Below are 16,221 nucleotides of genomic sequence, written 5' to 3'. Positions count from 1 at the left end.
AGCTACGTTGCGGCACCGGCGCTTGGCGTCGCCATCGGTGCGGCCGCCTTGCGCGAGCGGCCGAGATAATAGACCGCCGCCGCCGCGATGACGCCGGCCGCCAGTATGCCCGCCGCCAGCACCGGCCGATACCAGAACCAGGCAATCGCGATCGTCGTCGTGCCGACCAGGATCGCCAGGAAGAAGGCAATGATGCCCGTCCCCATCCGCGCCATGCTGCCGAGGAACGGGATGACGTCGAGGATCACGCCGATAGGGCTGAGGAACAGGGCAAAGCCGATCGTCAGCAGCAAAAGGCCACCGGCGCGCAGCAGCCAGGTGATCAGCGTGTTGGCGCTCACCGCCTCGGCGAACATCTTGTCGGCCGGCACCAGGCCGGTATCGACCATCAGCAGCGCATCGCCGGCTCGCGTCTGGTAGGGTTCGAACCGGCTGCCGGCTTGGCGCGCGACGATGCTGATCACGCCGAGCGGCGCCAGTTCGTAGCCGATGCGGTAGTCGCCCAATGCGGGCGTCGTGTTGTCACTGCCGAGATAGATCTTGCCGTCGACGATGCTGAGCGGCTTCGTCCCGGTATAGGCGGCCTTGATCGCCGCCGTCTGATTGGCCGACAGCGAGTAGTCCTTGTCGCCCTCGATACGATCCAGCACCGGCGTATCCAGATCGAAGGCAACAAGCTTGCCCTGCGGAATCTGGAAGGCGCGGCTGTGGATCGCCATTGGCGGGTTCTGATGGCCGTCCGGCTTCTTGAAGTCCGACGAGTCGATCTGCTTGTCGTCCCACACCCTGGAATAGCTGTAGGTGGTCTCCGTTTCCTCGCCGCCGCCAAGCTTCTTGGTGGTCTCGGATTTGGACTCTTCCTTCCACTGATACATCTCGACGCTGCGCGACAGCCGCAGCCCTTGCGCGGCGATGCCGAAATCCGGATCGGACAGGCCGCTATCGGCCGTCACCGGCCCACTGACATGCACCAGCTTTCCGTCATTGCCGGCATCGACGCTGTCGGTGTTGATCGAGACCACGGCACCGGCGCCCTCGGCCAGCGAACGCGCCGTCTGCACCGCGCGGCCCTCGTTCCAGAACAGCGCGATCACCATCAGCACGATCAAGAGCAGGCCGAAGATGACCCCGCCGACCGCGCGCTTGATCCGCCCGAACCACGAGACGGAACTAACTTCCCGAAATGAATCGCTCATCGTTTCCCCCGAAACAAAAGATGCCAGGGAGCCCGCATGGCATTGCCGCGGACGACCGCGGCCGTAATGCAGTTACGAACTCCATTGCCGGAGGTGCCCACCCCTTCGGCACTTGCGAATCTATCGCATCGGGCAGAGCACGGATATGGCCGGCTTGCGCAGTCCCGGCATTTTCACACGCGCGAAAGCCACGAAAATCGGCCTCTGAGTCGCATGCGAGTCCGCCGGATTCGATTTTGTCAAATCGCGTTTGATGTCGGATTCATCTGCGGGTAGATTAGACCCGAATCAGCCGGTCCTCGGGGGGCGCGGCGACCACCCAAAGTCTCACGTTCCGGAGTGTTCCGGCGCCAGACGCGGATGTCTTCGCGTTCCCTAAATGGATTCCGTCTGGTTGGGCGCGGCCCCGCGCCTCGTGTGCGTCTCGTGAAAGTAACGCGTTTTTAGGGTTCGGTGGCTGGCCTCCAGCATCCGGGCAGCAGAAACGATTCCGGCCAAAAGCAACAAGAATGAGCAGTCCCGCCGCGCTTCTTCAATCCGACACATTGGGCTCGCGCCTGACGTCGCGCGGTGACTTGACCAGCTTCTTCATGGAGCTGACCGCCGAGATCGGCGCCGACAGCTACATGCTGGTCGCCATCGTCCACGACCAGGACCGCAACGACGCGCGCATCGTCTCGTCGAATTGGATCTTCGACGCCATAGAACTGACCGGCAAGCGGCTGATCGCCAGCCTTGCCCAGGGCGCGCTCACCGTCGCGCCCGGCATCCGCCCGCGACCACTGGTGGCCACGGAAGCGCCCGATGCCGACGGGTTGGTCTCCGGCGAAGAGGCCCGCCTTCTCGACGTGCTCGGCCATGCCGAAATCTACTCGCTCAGGCTGAATGTCGGCCGCCAGCGCCTGTTTGCCCTGTTCTCATCAGCGACGGCCGGCCAGATCGACCAGCCGTCGCTGATGAGAGCGCAGTTGAAATGCTGCTACGCGCTCTCGCATATTCCGCAGCTGATCGCCGCGGCTGCAATGCAGGATCCGCTGTCGGACCGTGAGCGCGAATGCCTGTTCTGGGTCTCGGAAGGCAAGACCACCGATGAGGTCGCGGTCATCCTTGGCGTGTCCTCCAACACCGTCAACAGCTACATCACCCACGCCATCCAGAAATTCGCGGCCTCGAACCGTGCGATGGCCATCGCCACGGCGATCAGGAGTGGCATCATTTGAAACACGCCGACATCAAGGACGCCGCGGAGGCCCTTTTCAACGAGCAGCGCAGCCCGTTCGGCGCCTTCTCGCTTGGCTCCGAAACGCATCATGCCGTCACCGTTCCCGATGCCGTTCGCCGCTGCCGCTGGATATCCGTCGACATCAACGCCTCGGCCTTCGGTCTGTACTTCGTCAGCCCGTCGCCGGAGCGGGCGCGGCTGGTCCCGTGCTTTGATTCCGACTATCCCGGCATTGCCGTGGCGACCAAGTTCATCTCGGGAGCCAATGGCGAGGAGATCGTGCGCCACACCCACAACTCGACCGAGCCACGCTGGTGGACGGATGACGGCATGGCGGCGATGGCCGAAATGTTCGGCAACCTCGCCTGGACCGCACAGATGGCGCCGCTGGCGCCCGGCACCAGCGGCATCGCCTTTCCTGTCCACGCCGATCGCGGCCAGTGCGGCCTCGTCGTCTTCCTGGGATCAGAGATCGCGCTGCCGCAGGATACGCTCTACGAAATCCACGCCCGCTGCTTCTCCCTGTTCGCCGCTGTCGCGCGTATCCGTCCCGGCGACACCGGCAAGATGCGCGCCATCTCCAAGCGCGAACTCGAATGCCTGAAGCTGACCGCCAACGGCAACACCAGCGAGGAGATCGCGCGGCTCTTGAAGCTGTCGGTCCACACAGCCAACCAGTATCTGACCCAGTCGACGCAGAAGCTCAACGCCGTCAACCGCAACCAGGCGGTCGCCAAGGCGCTGCGGCTCGGTTTGATCGAGTAGTGAGGTCTGTTGAGATTCAGGTCAGGGCGAGCCGAAAATGGTGGAGTCCGAGAACCGGAGCGGAGCGTACTTTTGGGTACGTGAGCACCGGAAGCGCAGGGAGCCGTCATTTGCAGGCCGGCCTCACCTGAATATCGACTGACCTCAGAAGGCCAGCGGCTCGACCCTGCGTATCCGGGCCTGTTCGATCACCGCTTCCAGCAGTGCCGTATTGTGCTCGGGGTCCTCGCCGGGCTTTTCGAACGACACGTAATTGACCGCGACCGAGTTGCCGACCTCGCTCAGCGTCAGCTGGAAATAGACGGTCACGCCGGGTGGCCTCAATTCCAGATCGAGCACGATGCGCGGGCTGCCGCTCCAGTCGACATGCGCCTCGCCGCCATGGCCGAGCCTGAGGGTGCCGGGCATGAAGAACAGCTCCACCGCTGAATCGACCAAGTCCGACAGGCAGGCGAAATGCTCCAGCCGGATGAAGGCGATGTAGTCGGCGACATCGATCAATCTCAGTTCGCCGACCACTTGCTCGATGGCGCTGGCGACGATGATCTCGCGGGATTTTGCGTGCGGTTGGCGGTTCATGAAATCTGTCTGCGCTCAGCCTTTTTCGAGTAGACGATCCGCACCAGTTCGGCGACGGCCTGGTAGAATTGCGACGGGATCACATTATCGACCGAAACTTGCTTGTACATGGAGCGGGCGAGCGCCACATCCTCGAAGATCGGGATGTTGTGCTCCTTGGCGATCTCGCGGATTTTCAGCGCGACCAGATCCTGCCCCTTGGCCACCACAAGCGGTGCCGAATCCTCGTCGCGCACATATTTCAGCGCGATCGAGAAGTGGGTCGGGTTGGCGATGATCAGCGTCGCGCGCGGCACCGCCGTCATCATCCGCTTGCGCGCCCGGTCGCGCGCCAGCGAGCGCAGCCGCGACTTGACGATCGGGTCGCCCTCGGATTGCTTGAATTCGTCCTTGACCTCCTGCTTGCTCATGCGCAGGTCCTGCTTCCAGTGGAAGCGCGACCAGACGATGTCGATCGCCGCGATCAATCCCATGACGAAGACAATCGCCACCAGTATGTCGACCGCGATGCTGCGGATGACGAGGCCGAAAGCGATGGGATTGGTGATCATTCCGGCAAGCAGCTTGCGGTGATCCTCCGACAGCGTGAAGGTCAGCACGGCGATGGCGAAGCCGACCTTGGCTAGGGATTTCAGGAACTCGACCCAGCCCTGGGCGCCGAACATCCGGTTCCAGCCCTTGGTGATCGAAATGCGCGAAAGCTGCGGCCTAATCCGCTCGCCGACGAATTGCGGCATGTTCTGGAGCACCGAGGCGCCGATGCCGGCGACGGTCAAAAGCACCAGCAGGCTGACGACGGCGCGGCCTACTTCCAGCATGACGATCTTGTAGAGCTCGATGACATCGGTCTCGGTGTCCATCGGCCAGGCCTCGGGCTTCTCGAGGAACATCGACAGGAACATGCCGAGGTCGATGACCGCGTCCTTGGCATAGAAGACGGTGAACACCAGTATGGCGACGAAGGAAGCGAGGATCGCGGTTTCCCTCGAATGGGGCAGCTTGCCCTGCTCGATGGTGTCGCGGACCTTCTTTTCCGTCGCCTCTTCGGTTTTCGAATCCTTGTCGGTGGCGTCGGACATGCCTTAGGCAGCGTTCTGCGTCGAGGGGAGTTCGAATGCGCCTTCGCGCGACAGCCGGATGGTGGTCGTCACGATGGTCTTGCGCGCCGCCTGTATGTCGGCGGCGGGAACGCCTTCCGACCCTTGGCCGAGTTCGGCTTCGATCATGCGGCGCGACCGCGCGCCGATCGCCGACAGCACCGCTTCGGCGAGCGCCGCCGACGTGCCGCGCAACGCCAGCGTGACGAGCTCGGTCGACAGCCCGTCGAACAGAAGCACGCGCGCCTTCTGGGTGAGCAGCGGCAGATCGTCGAAAGCAAACAGGCGGGCTCGCACACCGTCGAGGTCGGGCGTGCCGGCGGCTTCCAGGTCCTGCATGACCTCCTCGAGCAGCGGCTTGTCCAGCTCGTTGAGCACGCTGGCGACGCGCGCCTGCCCGGCCGAAGTGTCCTTGGTCGAGGTTTCCGCCAGCACGCTGGCGCGCAGCCGGTTCTCGACGATCCTGGTAGCGGCGGCCGGAACATTGGCCATCGTCACCATGCGCTTGATGATTTCGCCGCGCATCGGCTTCGTCAGCGTCAAAAGCACGCTCGCCGCCGCCTGCGGCGCCAGCTTTGACAGCACCATGGCCGCCGTCTGCGGATGTTCGCCGGCCAGGAAAGCACCCAGCCGCGAAGGTTCGAGCTTTTCGAGATCGGGCCAGATCGGCGGCGGCCCTTCGGGTGCCGCCTCCGGCTTCTTGTTGCCCATGATGGCGCTCATCTCTTCGGGCGACAGCGATTCGTTGAGGATGGTATCCATCCTGTCGGCGGAATCGAGCAGGCCGGCACCCTCGGTGAACTCGGCCTCGAATTCGGCGACGATGCGCTCGAGATCGCTCTGCGGGATGGTCCTGAGCAGCCGCGCGCCCTCGATCAGCGCCTTCAGCTCTTCCTGCTTGAAGAATTTCAGGAGGCGGCTGGCGGACGGCTTGCCCATCGCCACCAATATGGCGGCCGCCTTCTGCGCGCGCGTCAGGGTCGTCAGCGGCGTCATGCTGCCTCTCGCCTCCGCTGCAACCGGCAAGCCCCACCAGCCATGTCTAGGCGCCCTTCGTGCCGGCGATGATTTCAGTCAGCCTGATGCCGAAGCGCGAGGGGTCGCTTTCGAGCACGGTGATCTCGCCGCGCGCGATCTTGCGGCCGTTGACCACGACGTCGACCGGTTCCCCGATGCGGCGGTTGAGCGCCACGGTCGACCCCTTCTGCAGCGCCATCAGGTCGGCAACCGCCATCTCGGTGCTGCCGAGGATAATCTGGACATCGACGGGGATGTTCATGATGACGCTGGAATTGGCGCCTGCCGCGGCCCTGAACGCCGCGTCTGGGCGCTGTTCTTCTTCGTGCAGGACCCCGCGCAATTCCTCGATGGCGCGATCGAGCTGCTCGTCCGGCTGGTCGAGCTCTGCTTCCACTTTGGTTTTGGCCATGAATCGTCTCCAAAAGCTCAGGCGCGCCCGGCACCGGCCGGCATGAGCCCATCGATGAAATCTTGCCCGGCATCGAAGGGATGCCTGATTCGGACGGTGTAATTCTGCCCCAGTTTGCCGAACTCGCATACGAACAGCGTCTGGCCGCGGGCGCTGAGGCGTGCCCGTGATTGCGCCGTTTCGTCGAAGTCGATGACTTGGCCCACTTCGAGATTGGCGAGGTCGCCGAGCGTCAGCCGCGCCAGCGGCATGGTGGCTTCGAGCGCCACCGTCGAGCGCATCACCTCTTCCGAAAAGCGCGCGCGCCAACTGGTGCTGTGATCTTCTTCGCTGACGCTGGCGGTGCCGTCGCGGCCGGCAAGCACGACACGCTGCGGCATCGTCACCGTGATCGAGCCGCTGTCGACCGGTGTCGAGATACCAAGGACGATGCGGATGGCAGCACCGTCGCGCAGCACATGCCGTCGGGCCTCGATGCCGGACATGGCCCGCGGCACCGGCAGCCGCAGGTCGAGCGAGCGCCGCCCCGATCCGTTCAGCGCCTGCGCCACCTCCTGGAACACCATGGTCGAGACATCGGCCTCGATCTGCGACAGGTCGCGCTCGATCGGCGACGCCGGCATATCCGGATCGCCGCCAAACAGCGTGGAGACCAGGATCGCGATCGCGGCAGTGTCGATGACGAGCGTCATCGCATCCGAGGATGCCGGCGAGCTGACGATTGTCATGGCGAAATTATCGCCGGCGCGCGAGCGCGCCTCGGGGACGCGGCTGACTTCGACGGCCCTAAGGTCGACGATCACGGGAACGCCAAGCTCGCTCGCGAGCCCCTTCTGCAGCAGCGGCACGGCGCGCTGGGCCATGGCACGGCCGGCATCGATGACCTGGTCGGCCTCGCCGCTGTCGCCGACCAGACGCTCGATGATCAACGAGCGCGCTTGCGCGGGGCTGCCTGGACTGGTCATGACCGTGTCGGCACCGATCTGTCGTGCATCGCTCAAGCGGCCTTCTTCTCGGCGCCGCCGGTGTTCATCGTGCTCTGCTCGACGGCGTCGATGGTCGGCCGTTCATAGGATGAGATGGTCTTGCGACCGAATTCGATCGCCACCTGCGGCAGCGCACCGTTCATGTAGGCGAGCAGCGTCTGCTTGACGATGATGTAGAGGCGGTTCTTCTTCTCGCGCACCGTCTTGATCTTGGTGGCGACGGGCCCAACCACGGCATAGGACAGGAAGATGCCGAGGAAGGTGCCGACAAGTGCCGCGCCGATCAGGCCGCCAAGGATTTCCGGCGACTGGTCGAGTGCGCCCATCGCCTTGACCACGCCGAGCACGGCGGCGACGATGCCCAGCGCCGGCAGGCCGTCGCCGACCGCGACCAGCGCGTGATAGGCCTTCATCTTGTCGGAGCGGATCGTCTGGATCTCCTCATCCATCAGCGCCTCGATCTCATGCGAGCGGGCATTGCCGATGATGATGATACGGCAGTAGTCGCAGATGAAATTCATCAGATCGTGATTCTTGAGCACCGTCGGAAAGGCCTGGAAGATGGCTGATTCTTCTGGATTGTCGATATGCGCCTCGACCTCGCTGCGCGACTTCGAGCGCAATTCGCGCATCAGGCTGTGCAGCACGCCGAGCGTTTCCAGATAATCCTGTTCCTTCGGCACCGCCTGCTTGAAGGCCTCGATAATGCCCTTGCCGGTATCCTTGACCGTCTTCATCGGGTTGGCGACCAGGAAGGTACCCAGTGCAGCGCCGCAGATGACCACGGCTTCCCAGGGCTGGACCAGCACGTGCAGATGCCCGCCCATGGCCATGAAGCCGCCAAGGACGCAGCCGAGCGTCACTACAAGTCCAATGAGAATGCCCACGGCAGGTCCTTCCGCATTTCACGTCGGCTGCAAGGGATAGTCCCCGTGCCTTGTGTGAGGCTTGAATCGGGCCTGCCATCAAACCGAATGTCGGGCGATTCAGTTTCGCGCAAGGAAGTGAGGTTATTGTCGCGATATTAAGCTTCGGCCGGAGGCATGACGTTGCTCAGTACCTTTACCAGCTATCAGTTGATCACCAAGGACATCGCCAAGTCTATCGACCGCATCGAGCAGCAGCCGACGGTCGATCGCGACACCCAATATTATCTCGCCAACATCACCAAGGTGAAATCGATCGACGATTTCGTCAACAATGACCGGCTGTTCAAATATGCCATGAAGGCCTATGGGCTCGAGGACATGGATTACGCCAAGGCCTTCATGGTCAAAGCGCTCAAGGAAGGCGTTTCGGATTCCAACAGTTTCGCCAACAAGCTGACCGACAAGCGCTACGCACAGTTCGTCAGCGCCTTCAATTTCGCCGCCAACGGCGCCGACGCCACCATCTACAACAAGGCGCAGCAGCTGGTGACGAAGAACTACGCCACGCAGGCGCAGATCGCCGGCCTCGATCCGAACTCCGCCTATGTGAAGGGCGAGACGACCTACTACCTCGCCAACATCACCAAGGTGAAGTCCGTCGACGACCTGATGTCGAACAGCCGGCTCTACACCTATGCCCTGGCCGCATACGGTCTCGACTCGGCGACCGAGGACAAGGACCTGATCAAGCAGGTCCTGCAAAGTAAGGTGAGCGACCCTGCCAGCGTCGCCAACAAGCAGACAAACCCAGCTTACGCGGGACTGGCTTTGGCCTTCAATTTCGAGGCCAATGGCGAGAACGCCACCACCATCAATCCTGCGCAGCAGCCGACCGTCGACAAGTACCTGCGTCAGACCCTCGAGGAAGATGCCGGCCAGACCAATGAGGGCGTGCGGCTGGCGCTCTATTTCCAGCGCAAGGCGCCCGACATCACCAGTTGGTACGACGTGCTGGCCGATACGGCCCTTGCTAGCGTCGTGCGCACCGCGCTGGGGCTGCCCGATTCCTTCGCCACGGCCGACATCGACAAGCAGGCGCAGTTGTTCGAGCAGAAGCTCGACCTCACGGATTTCACCGATCCCGCGAAGCTCACCAAGTTCCTGACCCGCTTCACCAGCATGTACGAGATCAACAATCCGACCTCGACGGCGGTGTCGTCGGTCAGCGTGCTCTTCGCTCAGCCGGTCACGGTGGGCATTTCCACCGACCTGATGATGGCCATGCAGAAGTTGAAGTTCTGATCATGCAAGACAGTCTCTACGTCGCCCTTTCCGCGCAGATGGCGCTCGAGCGCCGGCTCGACACGATCGCTGACAATGTCGCCAACGCCAACACGGTCGGCTTTCGCGCCACCGGCGTGAAATTCGAGGACATGGTGTCGGGCACCGGGCAGAAATCGGTGTCCTTCGCCTCGTCGGGCAAGACCTATCTTTCGGGCGCCCATGGCCCCCTGACCGAGACCGGCAATCCGTTCGATTTCGCCATCCAGGGCGACGCCTGGTTCGCCATCGACACGCCGGCCGGCACCGTCATGACCCGCGACGGCCGCTTCTCGATGAACGAGAATGGCGAGCTGATGTCGATCGAGGGCCATCCGGTGCTCGACGCCGGCGGCGCGCCGATCCAGCTCGACCCCCGCAACGGCCCGCCCAAGGCCGGCGCCGACGGCTCGCTGCGCCAGAACGATCAACTCGTCGGCTCGATCGGCCTCTACAATTTCGACCCGGGCGAGAATTTCGTGCGTTACGGCAATTCCGGCATCGTGCCGGCGCACACCCCCGAGCCGGTCACCGATCGTTCCGATGTCGGCATCGCCCAGGGCTTCGTCGAGGAATCCAACGTCAATCCGGTGCTGGAGATGACCCGGCTGATCATGGTCCAGCGCGCCTTCGAGAACACCGCCGCCCTGATGCGGCAGACCGATTCCTCCACCGACGAGGCGATCAAGACGCTCGGCTCGAAGTCGTAGCATGTCGCTGGACCGGTCCTCCATCCGCGTACCCGAAAGACAGCCCCAGCCGGCGCCGGAGGATCGTCTGGCCGCGTTGGAACGGGTTATCAGGCGTTTCAGCAACGCCGACGAACTGGTCAAGCGTGGCGGTCTCGTCACCGAAGTCACGCCCACGCACTACAAGGTGCGCGGCCTTTCCGATTTCGCCAGGCTGGGCGACATGGTCGAACAGCGCGGCCAGGCTGGCGCGCGCCGCGGCGAGGTCGTCAAGATCAGCCGCGACGAGGTCGTCGTCGCCCCCTTCGAACGCAGCGCCGATGCCGGTATCGGCGACGCAGTGTTCCGCCGGGGACCGCTCGCGGTGGCGCCGCACGGCTCATGGCGCGGCCGCACCATCGACGCGCTCACCCGGGCGATCGATGGCGGCCCGCCGCTGATCAGGGGCGACGACCTGTCGGGCAGCGCCACGACGCCCGGTGCCATGGCACGGCAGCGCGTCGGCACCGCCTTCATGACCGGCGTCAAGGTCATCGATATCTTCACGCCGTTGTGCTTCGGCCAGCGCATGGGCGTCTTTGCCGGTTCCGGCGTCGGCAAGTCGACGTTGCTCGCAATGCTCGCCGGCGCCGACGCGTTCGACACCGTCGTCGTGGCGCTGATCGGCGAACGCGGCCGCGAGGTCCGCGAATTCCTCGAGGACACGATCGGCGACAGCATGGCCAAGACCGTGGCCGTCGTCGCCACCAGCGACGAGAGTGCCATGATGCGCCGGCGCGCGCCCGACACCGCCATGCGCGTCGCCGAGCACTTTCGCGACCAGGGCCACCGCGTGCTCCTGGTGCTGGACTCGATCACCCGCTTCGCCCATGCGTTGCGCGAGGTGGCGACGGGAACCGGCGAGCCGCCGGTCGCCCGCGGCTATCCCGCTTCGGTTTTCACCGAACTGCCCAAGCTGCTCGAACGCGCCGGGCCTGGCGTGGAGGGGAAGGGCTCGATCACCGCCATCATTTCGGTGCTGGTCGACGGCGACGACCACAACGATCCGGTCGCCGATTCCGTGCGCGGCATCCTCGACGGCCATGTCGTGCTCGACCGCGCGATCGCCGAACAGGGCCGCTATCCGCCGGTCAATCCGCTGTCGTCCATATCGCGCCTTGCCGGCAAGGCCTGGAGCGTCGAACAGCGCGCTTTGGTGACGCGGCTGAAGTCGATGATCGCCCGCTTCGAGGACACGCGCGACATCCGCCTGCTCGGCGCCTATCAGGGCGGCGCCGACGCCGAGCTCGACATTGCCGTGCGCCAGGTACCGCTGATCTACGAGGCGCTGACGCAATCGCCTAGGGACCGCCCGTCGGCCGATCCGTTCTCCGATCTCGCCCGCCATCTCAAGGGAAAGCTGAATGCCGAATCAGGAGACTGAACGCCAATACACCGAGCGCATCCTGAACGAGATGATCGCCGAGGCGAACGCCGCCGAGGAAGCCCGGGCCGCGGAGGAGAGGGCCGCCAAGGCAAAGGCCGCCAGCGCCATAGCCGCCAAGACCGCGGCCGTTTTGGCCAAGGCCGCCAAACCCGCTCTGCCCAGAGCCAGGCCGGCTCTCCCCAGATCAGAGCCGGCTCCCCCCAGACCCGAGCCTGTTCCGGCTCAGGCTGCCGTGCCCGCCATGCATGTGGTCCCTCGCGTCGAGCCTGCCGAGATGACGCAGGCAAGCCGCGAATCGCTGATCGACGGCCTGTTTCCCGTCACCGAATGGCCGCAACCGCCAAAGGTGCAATTTCCAAGATTGAGCAAGAAGGCGGATCGGCGAAGCGACTTCGTCATCGCCGCGCTCGGCGTCACGCTCGGCCTGATCTGCGCCCTGTTTCCCTGGTATATCTTCTTCAACCAGGAGCAGTTCGGCGTCCAGGCGATCAAGTTTGGCGGGACCGGCACCAATTCGGGACGCGCGGGCGGCGGTGTGGTCGCCTCGCGGAGCGCGCCACTGACGGCCAAGGACGTTCCCAACACCAGCATCGATCTGCTCGCCACCGGAACGGTGCAGGATGACGCCACCCCAGCACAGCCGCCCGGCGACCAGCCCTTTCCCGCCGACGTCGCGAAATTCCGCATGGTTCATGTCGCCAATGGCCGCGCCATGATCGAGGACGACACCGGCCTGTGGATCGTCCAGCGCGGCTCGACGCTGCCGGATTCAAGCACGGTGTCATCGATCGAGCAGCGCAACGGCAAATGGGTCATGCTGACCAGCACCAACCAGGTGATCCAGCTTTCCAGGTAAGGCCGCCGCGGTACGGCCTCGCGGTCGCCCGCAAGGTCCGCGCAAGACTGGCGGCCTAGTCTTTGGGCACATGCCCGGAGATTCCCATGGAGCCTGTTTCCCTTTTCGATCTCGCCGCCAAGCAAGCGCAGTGGCTTTCCGTGCGCCAGTCGGCGATCGCCGGCAACATCGCCAACGCCAACACGCCGGGCTACACGGCAAACGATGTCGAGCCCTTCGATAAGGTGCTCGACCGCACCGCGGTGTCGCTGCAGACCACCGAGGCCGGCCATCTCGGCAGCGCCGCGACCAATGCCGGCTTCACCATCAAGCCGCAGGAGGATGACGGCGTGGTGATGCCGTCCAAGAACACCGTCGTGCTTGAAGACCAGCTTCTCAAGGCCGGCGAGGTGCGCCGCTCCTTCGAGCTCAACACAGCGATCGTCAAGGCCTTCCACTCGATGATGATGATGGCGGTGAAGAGCTGATATGGACGCGCTGACCGCAGCCCTGAAAGTCGCAGCATCCGGCCTCGGCGCCCAATCCGAGCGCCTGCGCGTGGTTTCGGAAAATCTCGCCAATGCCCAGTCGACCGGCACCACGCCCGGTGCCGACCCCTATCGCCGCAAGACCATCAGCTTCGTCTCCGAGCTTGACCGGGCCTCCGGCAGTTCGACGGTTGAAGTGAACTCGATCGATCGCGATCCGAGTGACTTTCCCATCGAGTTCCAGCCGGGCAACGAGGCCGCCGACGAGAAGGGTTACGTCAAGATGCCCAATGTCAACGTACTGATCGAAATGGCCGACATGACCGAGGCCAACCGCTCCTACGAGGCCAACCTGCAAGTCGTGAAGCAGGCGCGCGACCTCATTTCAATGACCATCGACCTGATGAGGAACCAATGATCGTGAATGGCATCGGCGCGCTTAACCTTAAGCCCGGGCTGGGCGATACGGCGACCGACCTGCTTCAGGGCGGTGTCGCGCCGGCGACAGCCGGCAATCTCGGTACCTCCTTCGCCGAAGCGGTGAGCCAGGCCGCCTCCAAGACCGTCAACACGCTGCAGAATGCCGAGCAGGTGTCGCTCCAGGCGCTCAAGGGCGATGCCGACACCCGCCAGGTCGTCGATGCCGTGATGAGCGCACAGCAGGCGCTTCAGACCGCCGTCGCCATCCGCGACAAGGTCGTTTCGGCCTATCTCGAAGTCAGTCGAATGGGTATTTGAGGAGTTAGGGCATGAAAGCACTTGCCATCGCCGCCACCGGCATGAATGCCCAGCAGACGAATCTGGAAGTCATCGCCAACAACATCGCCAACATCAACACCACCGGCTACAAGCGGGCGCGCGCCGAATTCTCCGACCTGCTCTACCAGGTCGACCGCACGCAAGGCGTGCCCAACCGCTCCAACGCTTCGCTGGTGCCGGAGGGCGTTTCGATCGGCCTCGGCGTCAAGACGACGGCCGTGCGCAACGTGCACACCCAGGGCGAACTGACCAGCACCGGCAACAGTTTCGACATGGCGCTGACCGGCAGGGGCTGGTTCCAGATCGAGGGCGCCGATGGCGGCACGCTCTACACCCGCGCCGGCGCATTCAACACCAACGCCACCGGCCAGCTGGTCACGGTGGATGGGGCCAATGTCATTCCGGCCATCACAGTACCGGTTAATGCCGTTGAGGTCATCGTCAACAAGACCGGCGAGGTTTTTGCCCGCATCGACGGCCAGACCGCCTTGCAGAGCCTCGGCCAGCTTCAGATCGCCAACTTCGCCAATGAGGCAGGTCTGGCGCCGCTCGGCGACAATCTCTTCCAGGAAACCACGGCATCCGGCCCGGCCAATGTCGGCGTACCCGGCGATCCCGGTTTCGCCAGCATCCAGCAAGGCTACCTCGAGGCTTCCAACGTCGATCCGGTCAAGGAAATCACCGAGCTGATCTCGGCGCAGCGCGCCTACGAGATGAATTCCAAGGTGATCCAGGCCGCCGACGACATGGCCTCCGTCGTTTCCAAGAACATCAGGTAAGGGATGATGGCCATGCCGATCTCCTGCTCCGCATTCCGCCGCACCGCGCTGATCCTCGCGCTGGTGTCCGGCGGCATGCCGGCTTTCGCTCAGGAATCGACAAGTCAATCGGCAAATCAATCGGCAACCCAGATCGCCAGCAATCAGCCTGCCGGCGAGGTCGTGCTGATCCCCAACCGAGTCATCTATCCCGGCGAGACCATCGAGCTTGCCGCCCTGAAGCAGGTGACCCTCATCCCGGGCAAGCACAAGCCCGACGCCATGGCGACCCGTGCCGAAGAACTCCAGGGCAAGGTCGCCAAGCGCACGCTGCTGCCCGGCCGTTACATTCCCTCCACCGCCATCCGCGAAGCCTGGCTGGTCGAACAGGGTGCTGCCGTGCAAGTCTTCTTCATCGCCGGCGGACTGACGATATCCGCGACCGCGGTGACCTTGCAGCCAGGCTCGGCCGGCGACCTCATCAAGGTTCGCAACAGCGACAGCGGCAAGATCCTCTCCGGCACCGTGATGGCCGACGGAACCATCCAGGTCAGCGCTTCATGATGCGCCTGCTTGCCCTTCTGCTCGCGGCCACGCTCGGCCTGCAGCCGGCCCTGGCCGACGGCCTGACGCCCAAGGCCAAGCGCGAACTCGCTGCCAGGAATGGCGGCGTCGACAATGATCCGGAATATGATCCGGCCACCACCACCCGCATGTTCAGCGTTTCGCCCGGGCCAAGCTCGCTGCCGCCTGGCCAGGTCGCCTCGCGCATCAAGGACATCGCCCAGCTGCAGAGTTCGCGCGACAACCAGCTCGTCGGTTACGGCCTGGTCATCGGCCTCGCCGGCTCGGGCGACAGCCTGCGCAATTCGCCGTTCACCGAGCAGTCGATCCGCGCCATGTTGGAAAATCTCGGCATCGCCACCGAAGGCGGCAGCGCGCGCGCCAAGAACGTCGCCGCCGTCATCGTCACCGCCAACATGCCGCCCTATGTGCAATCGGGTGCCCGCATCGACATCGACGTCTCCTCGATGGGCGACGCCACCTCGCTTGCCGGCGGCACGCTGATCATGACACCTCTGAAGGCGGCGGACGGCGAAATCTATGCCGTCGGCCAGGGTGCGGTCATCGTTTCCGGCTTCATCGCCCAGGGTCAGGCCCAGCAGTTGACGCAAGGCGTGCCGACCGCCGGCCGGGTGCCGAACGGCGCCATTGTCGAGCGTTCGGTGAAGGCCGAATTCGACGACCAGTCGACGCTGACGCTGCAATTGCGCAATCCCGATTTTTCGACCGCCATCCGCATCGCCGACGCGATCAACGACTATACCAGCCAGCGCTTCGGCATGCGCGTGGCGGGCGAGCGCGATTCCCGCACGGTGCAGATCAGAAGGCCAAAGGGCGTTTCGGCCGCGCGCTTCTATGCCGAGATCGAAAACCTGGTGGTCGAATCCGATACGCCGGCCCGCGTCGTCATCGACGAGCGCACCGGCACCATCGTCATCGGCAACGACGTCAAGATCTCGCGCGTCGCCATTAGCCACGGCACACTGACGGTGCGCATAACGGAAGCGCCGCGCGTCGTGCAGCCCGAACCCTTCTCCAAGGGCGAAACCGCTGTCGAGCCGTTCACCGCCATCGACGCCAGCCGGCCCAATGGCCGCGTCGCGGTGCTCGACGGGCCAGACCTGCAAACCCTCGTTTCCGGCCTGAACCGCCTCGGCGTCAAGCCGGACGGCATCATTGCCATCCTGCAAGGCATCAAGTCGGCCGGCGCCCTGCAAGCCGATCTGGTTCTCCAATAGG

General features: G+C 64.2%; 19 protein-coding genes. 12 read left to right on the top strand and 7 right to left on the bottom strand.

The genetic code is table 11. From position 1 onward, the window contains the following. Nucleotides 1-2 precede the first annotated feature (2 nt). A complete protein-coding gene (locus JN279_RS11820) occupies nucleotides 3-1,196 on the bottom strand; it encodes a TMEM43 family protein (RefSeq protein WP_202352832.1) in 1,194 nt (397 codons plus the stop codon). 509 nt (nucleotides 1,197-1,705) lie between these two features. Here JN279_RS11820 and JN279_RS11815 point away from each other — a divergent pair. Together JN279_RS11815 and JN279_RS11810 are read left to right on the top strand one after the other, a co-directional pair. Beyond that, complete coding sequence (locus tag JN279_RS11815; protein WP_096449794.1) at nucleotides 1,706-2,416, top strand: helix-turn-helix transcriptional regulator; 711 nt, start codon at nucleotides 1,706-1,708, stop codon at nucleotides 2,414-2,416. Further along, nucleotides 2,413-3,183, top strand: coding sequence for a helix-turn-helix transcriptional regulator (locus JN279_RS11810; protein ID WP_096449796.1), 771 nt, complete (start codon nucleotides 2,413-2,415; stop codon nucleotides 3,181-3,183). Before JN279_RS11815 ends, JN279_RS11810 begins: the two co-directional genes overlap by 4 nt. A gap of 144 nt (nucleotides 3,184-3,327) precedes the next feature. On the opposite strand, the gene JN279_RS11805 is transcribed toward JN279_RS11810, so the two are convergent. Genes JN279_RS11805 through motA form a run of 6 tightly spaced genes read right to left on the bottom strand, consistent with a single transcriptional unit; the run spans nucleotide 3,328 to nucleotide 8,161 of the window. Beyond that, a complete protein-coding gene (locus tag JN279_RS11805) occupies nucleotides 3,328-3,762 on the bottom strand; it encodes a hypothetical protein (protein WP_096449798.1) in 435 nt (144 codons plus the stop codon). Further along, the gene (gene flhB, locus JN279_RS11800) at nucleotides 3,759-4,841 is read right to left on the bottom strand and encodes a flagellar biosynthesis protein FlhB (protein WP_202352831.1); all 1,083 of its coding nucleotides are present in this window, start codon (nucleotides 4,839-4,841) and stop codon (nucleotides 3,759-3,761) included. The genes JN279_RS11805 and flhB overlap by 4 nt, the downstream gene beginning before the upstream one ends. 3 nt (nucleotides 4,842-4,844) lie before the next feature. Continuing rightward, nucleotides 4,845-5,855 carry a flagellar motor switch protein FliG gene (locus tag JN279_RS11795; RefSeq protein ID WP_202352830.1) on the bottom strand — a complete coding sequence of 337 codons (1,011 nt, stop codon included), beginning with the start codon at nucleotides 5,853-5,855 and terminating at the stop codon, nucleotides 4,845-4,847. A 46-nt stretch (nucleotides 5,856-5,901) separates the two neighbouring features. Next, nucleotides 5,902-6,288 carry a flagellar motor switch protein FliN gene (gene fliN / locus JN279_RS11790; protein WP_015315922.1) on the bottom strand — a complete coding sequence of 129 codons (387 nt, stop codon included), beginning with the start codon at nucleotides 6,286-6,288 and terminating at the stop codon, nucleotides 5,902-5,904. A gap of 17 nt (nucleotides 6,289-6,305) precedes the next feature. Further along, nucleotides 6,306-7,253 carry a FliM/FliN family flagellar motor switch protein gene (locus tag JN279_RS11785; RefSeq protein WP_096457827.1) on the bottom strand — a complete coding sequence of 316 codons (948 nt, stop codon included), beginning with the start codon at nucleotides 7,251-7,253 and terminating at the stop codon, nucleotides 6,306-6,308. A 32-nt stretch (nucleotides 7,254-7,285) separates the two neighbouring features. Further along, complete coding sequence (motA, locus tag JN279_RS11780) at nucleotides 7,286-8,161, bottom strand: flagellar motor stator protein MotA (RefSeq protein ID WP_096449804.1); 876 nt, start codon at nucleotides 8,159-8,161, stop codon at nucleotides 7,286-7,288. Between the two features lie 156 nt (nucleotides 8,162-8,317). Here motA and JN279_RS11775 point away from each other — a divergent pair, with 156 nt between their 5' ends. From JN279_RS11775 to JN279_RS11730, 10 genes are all read left to right on the top strand, one after another. Next, on the top strand, nucleotides 8,318-9,445 hold the full coding sequence (locus JN279_RS11775; RefSeq protein ID WP_446720405.1) for a DUF1217 domain-containing protein: 1,128 nt from the start codon (nucleotides 8,318-8,320) through the stop codon (nucleotides 9,443-9,445). A gap of 2 nt (nucleotides 9,446-9,447) precedes the next feature. Beyond that, nucleotides 9,448-10,173 (top strand): flagellar basal-body rod protein FlgF, encoded by a 726-nt coding sequence (gene flgF, locus JN279_RS11770; RefSeq protein ID WP_096449806.1) that lies wholly within the window; start codon nucleotides 9,448-9,450, stop codon nucleotides 10,171-10,173. A 1-nt stretch (nucleotide 10,174) separates the two neighbouring features. Further along, nucleotides 10,175-11,575 (top strand): flagellar protein export ATPase FliI, encoded by a 1,401-nt coding sequence (gene fliI, locus JN279_RS11765; RefSeq protein WP_096449808.1) that lies wholly within the window; start codon nucleotides 10,175-10,177, stop codon nucleotides 11,573-11,575. Beyond that, complete coding sequence (locus tag JN279_RS11760) at nucleotides 11,556-12,434, top strand: hypothetical protein (RefSeq protein ID WP_096449810.1); 879 nt, start codon at nucleotides 11,556-11,558, stop codon at nucleotides 12,432-12,434. Before fliI ends, JN279_RS11760 begins: the two co-directional genes overlap by 20 nt. Before the next feature lie 86 nt (nucleotides 12,435-12,520). Then, entirely contained in the window at nucleotides 12,521-12,901 is a 381-nt protein-coding gene (gene flgB, locus JN279_RS11755; protein ID WP_096449812.1) for a flagellar basal body rod protein FlgB, read from the top strand. Between the two features lies 1 nt (nucleotide 12,902). Continuing rightward, nucleotides 12,903-13,319, top strand: a complete 417-nt coding sequence (gene flgC / locus JN279_RS11750; RefSeq protein WP_027045477.1) for a flagellar basal body rod protein FlgC — start codon at nucleotides 12,903-12,905, stop codon at nucleotides 13,317-13,319. Next, complete coding sequence (locus JN279_RS11745; RefSeq protein WP_172224748.1) at nucleotides 13,316-13,639, top strand: flagellar hook-basal body complex protein FliE; 324 nt, start codon at nucleotides 13,316-13,318, stop codon at nucleotides 13,637-13,639. The genes flgC and JN279_RS11745 overlap by 4 nt, the downstream gene beginning before the upstream one ends. Nucleotides 13,640-13,650: 11 nt before the next feature. Beyond that, nucleotides 13,651-14,439 carry a flagellar basal-body rod protein FlgG gene (gene flgG / locus JN279_RS11740; protein ID WP_096449814.1) on the top strand — a complete coding sequence of 263 codons (789 nt, stop codon included), beginning with the start codon at nucleotides 13,651-13,653 and terminating at the stop codon, nucleotides 14,437-14,439. Between the two features lie 6 nt (nucleotides 14,440-14,445). After that, on the top strand, nucleotides 14,446-14,982 hold the full coding sequence (gene flgA, locus JN279_RS11735; protein WP_202352829.1) for a flagellar basal body P-ring formation chaperone FlgA: 537 nt from the start codon (nucleotides 14,446-14,448) through the stop codon (nucleotides 14,980-14,982). After that, entirely contained in the window at nucleotides 14,979-16,220 is a 1,242-nt protein-coding gene (locus JN279_RS11730; protein ID WP_096449818.1) for a flagellar basal body P-ring protein FlgI, read from the top strand. The genes flgA and JN279_RS11730 overlap by 4 nt, the downstream gene beginning before the upstream one ends. The last annotated feature ends 1 nt before the right edge of the window (nucleotide 16,221 follow it).

It is taken from the genome of Mesorhizobium sp. 113-1-2 (assembly GCF_016756475.1).
Taxonomy (GTDB): domain Bacteria; phylum Pseudomonadota; class Alphaproteobacteria; order Rhizobiales; family Rhizobiaceae; genus Mesorhizobium; species Mesorhizobium loti_C.
The sequence above is the reverse complement of the archived record's forward strand: the minus strand, read 5'-3'. Positions and strand labels throughout refer to the sequence as shown.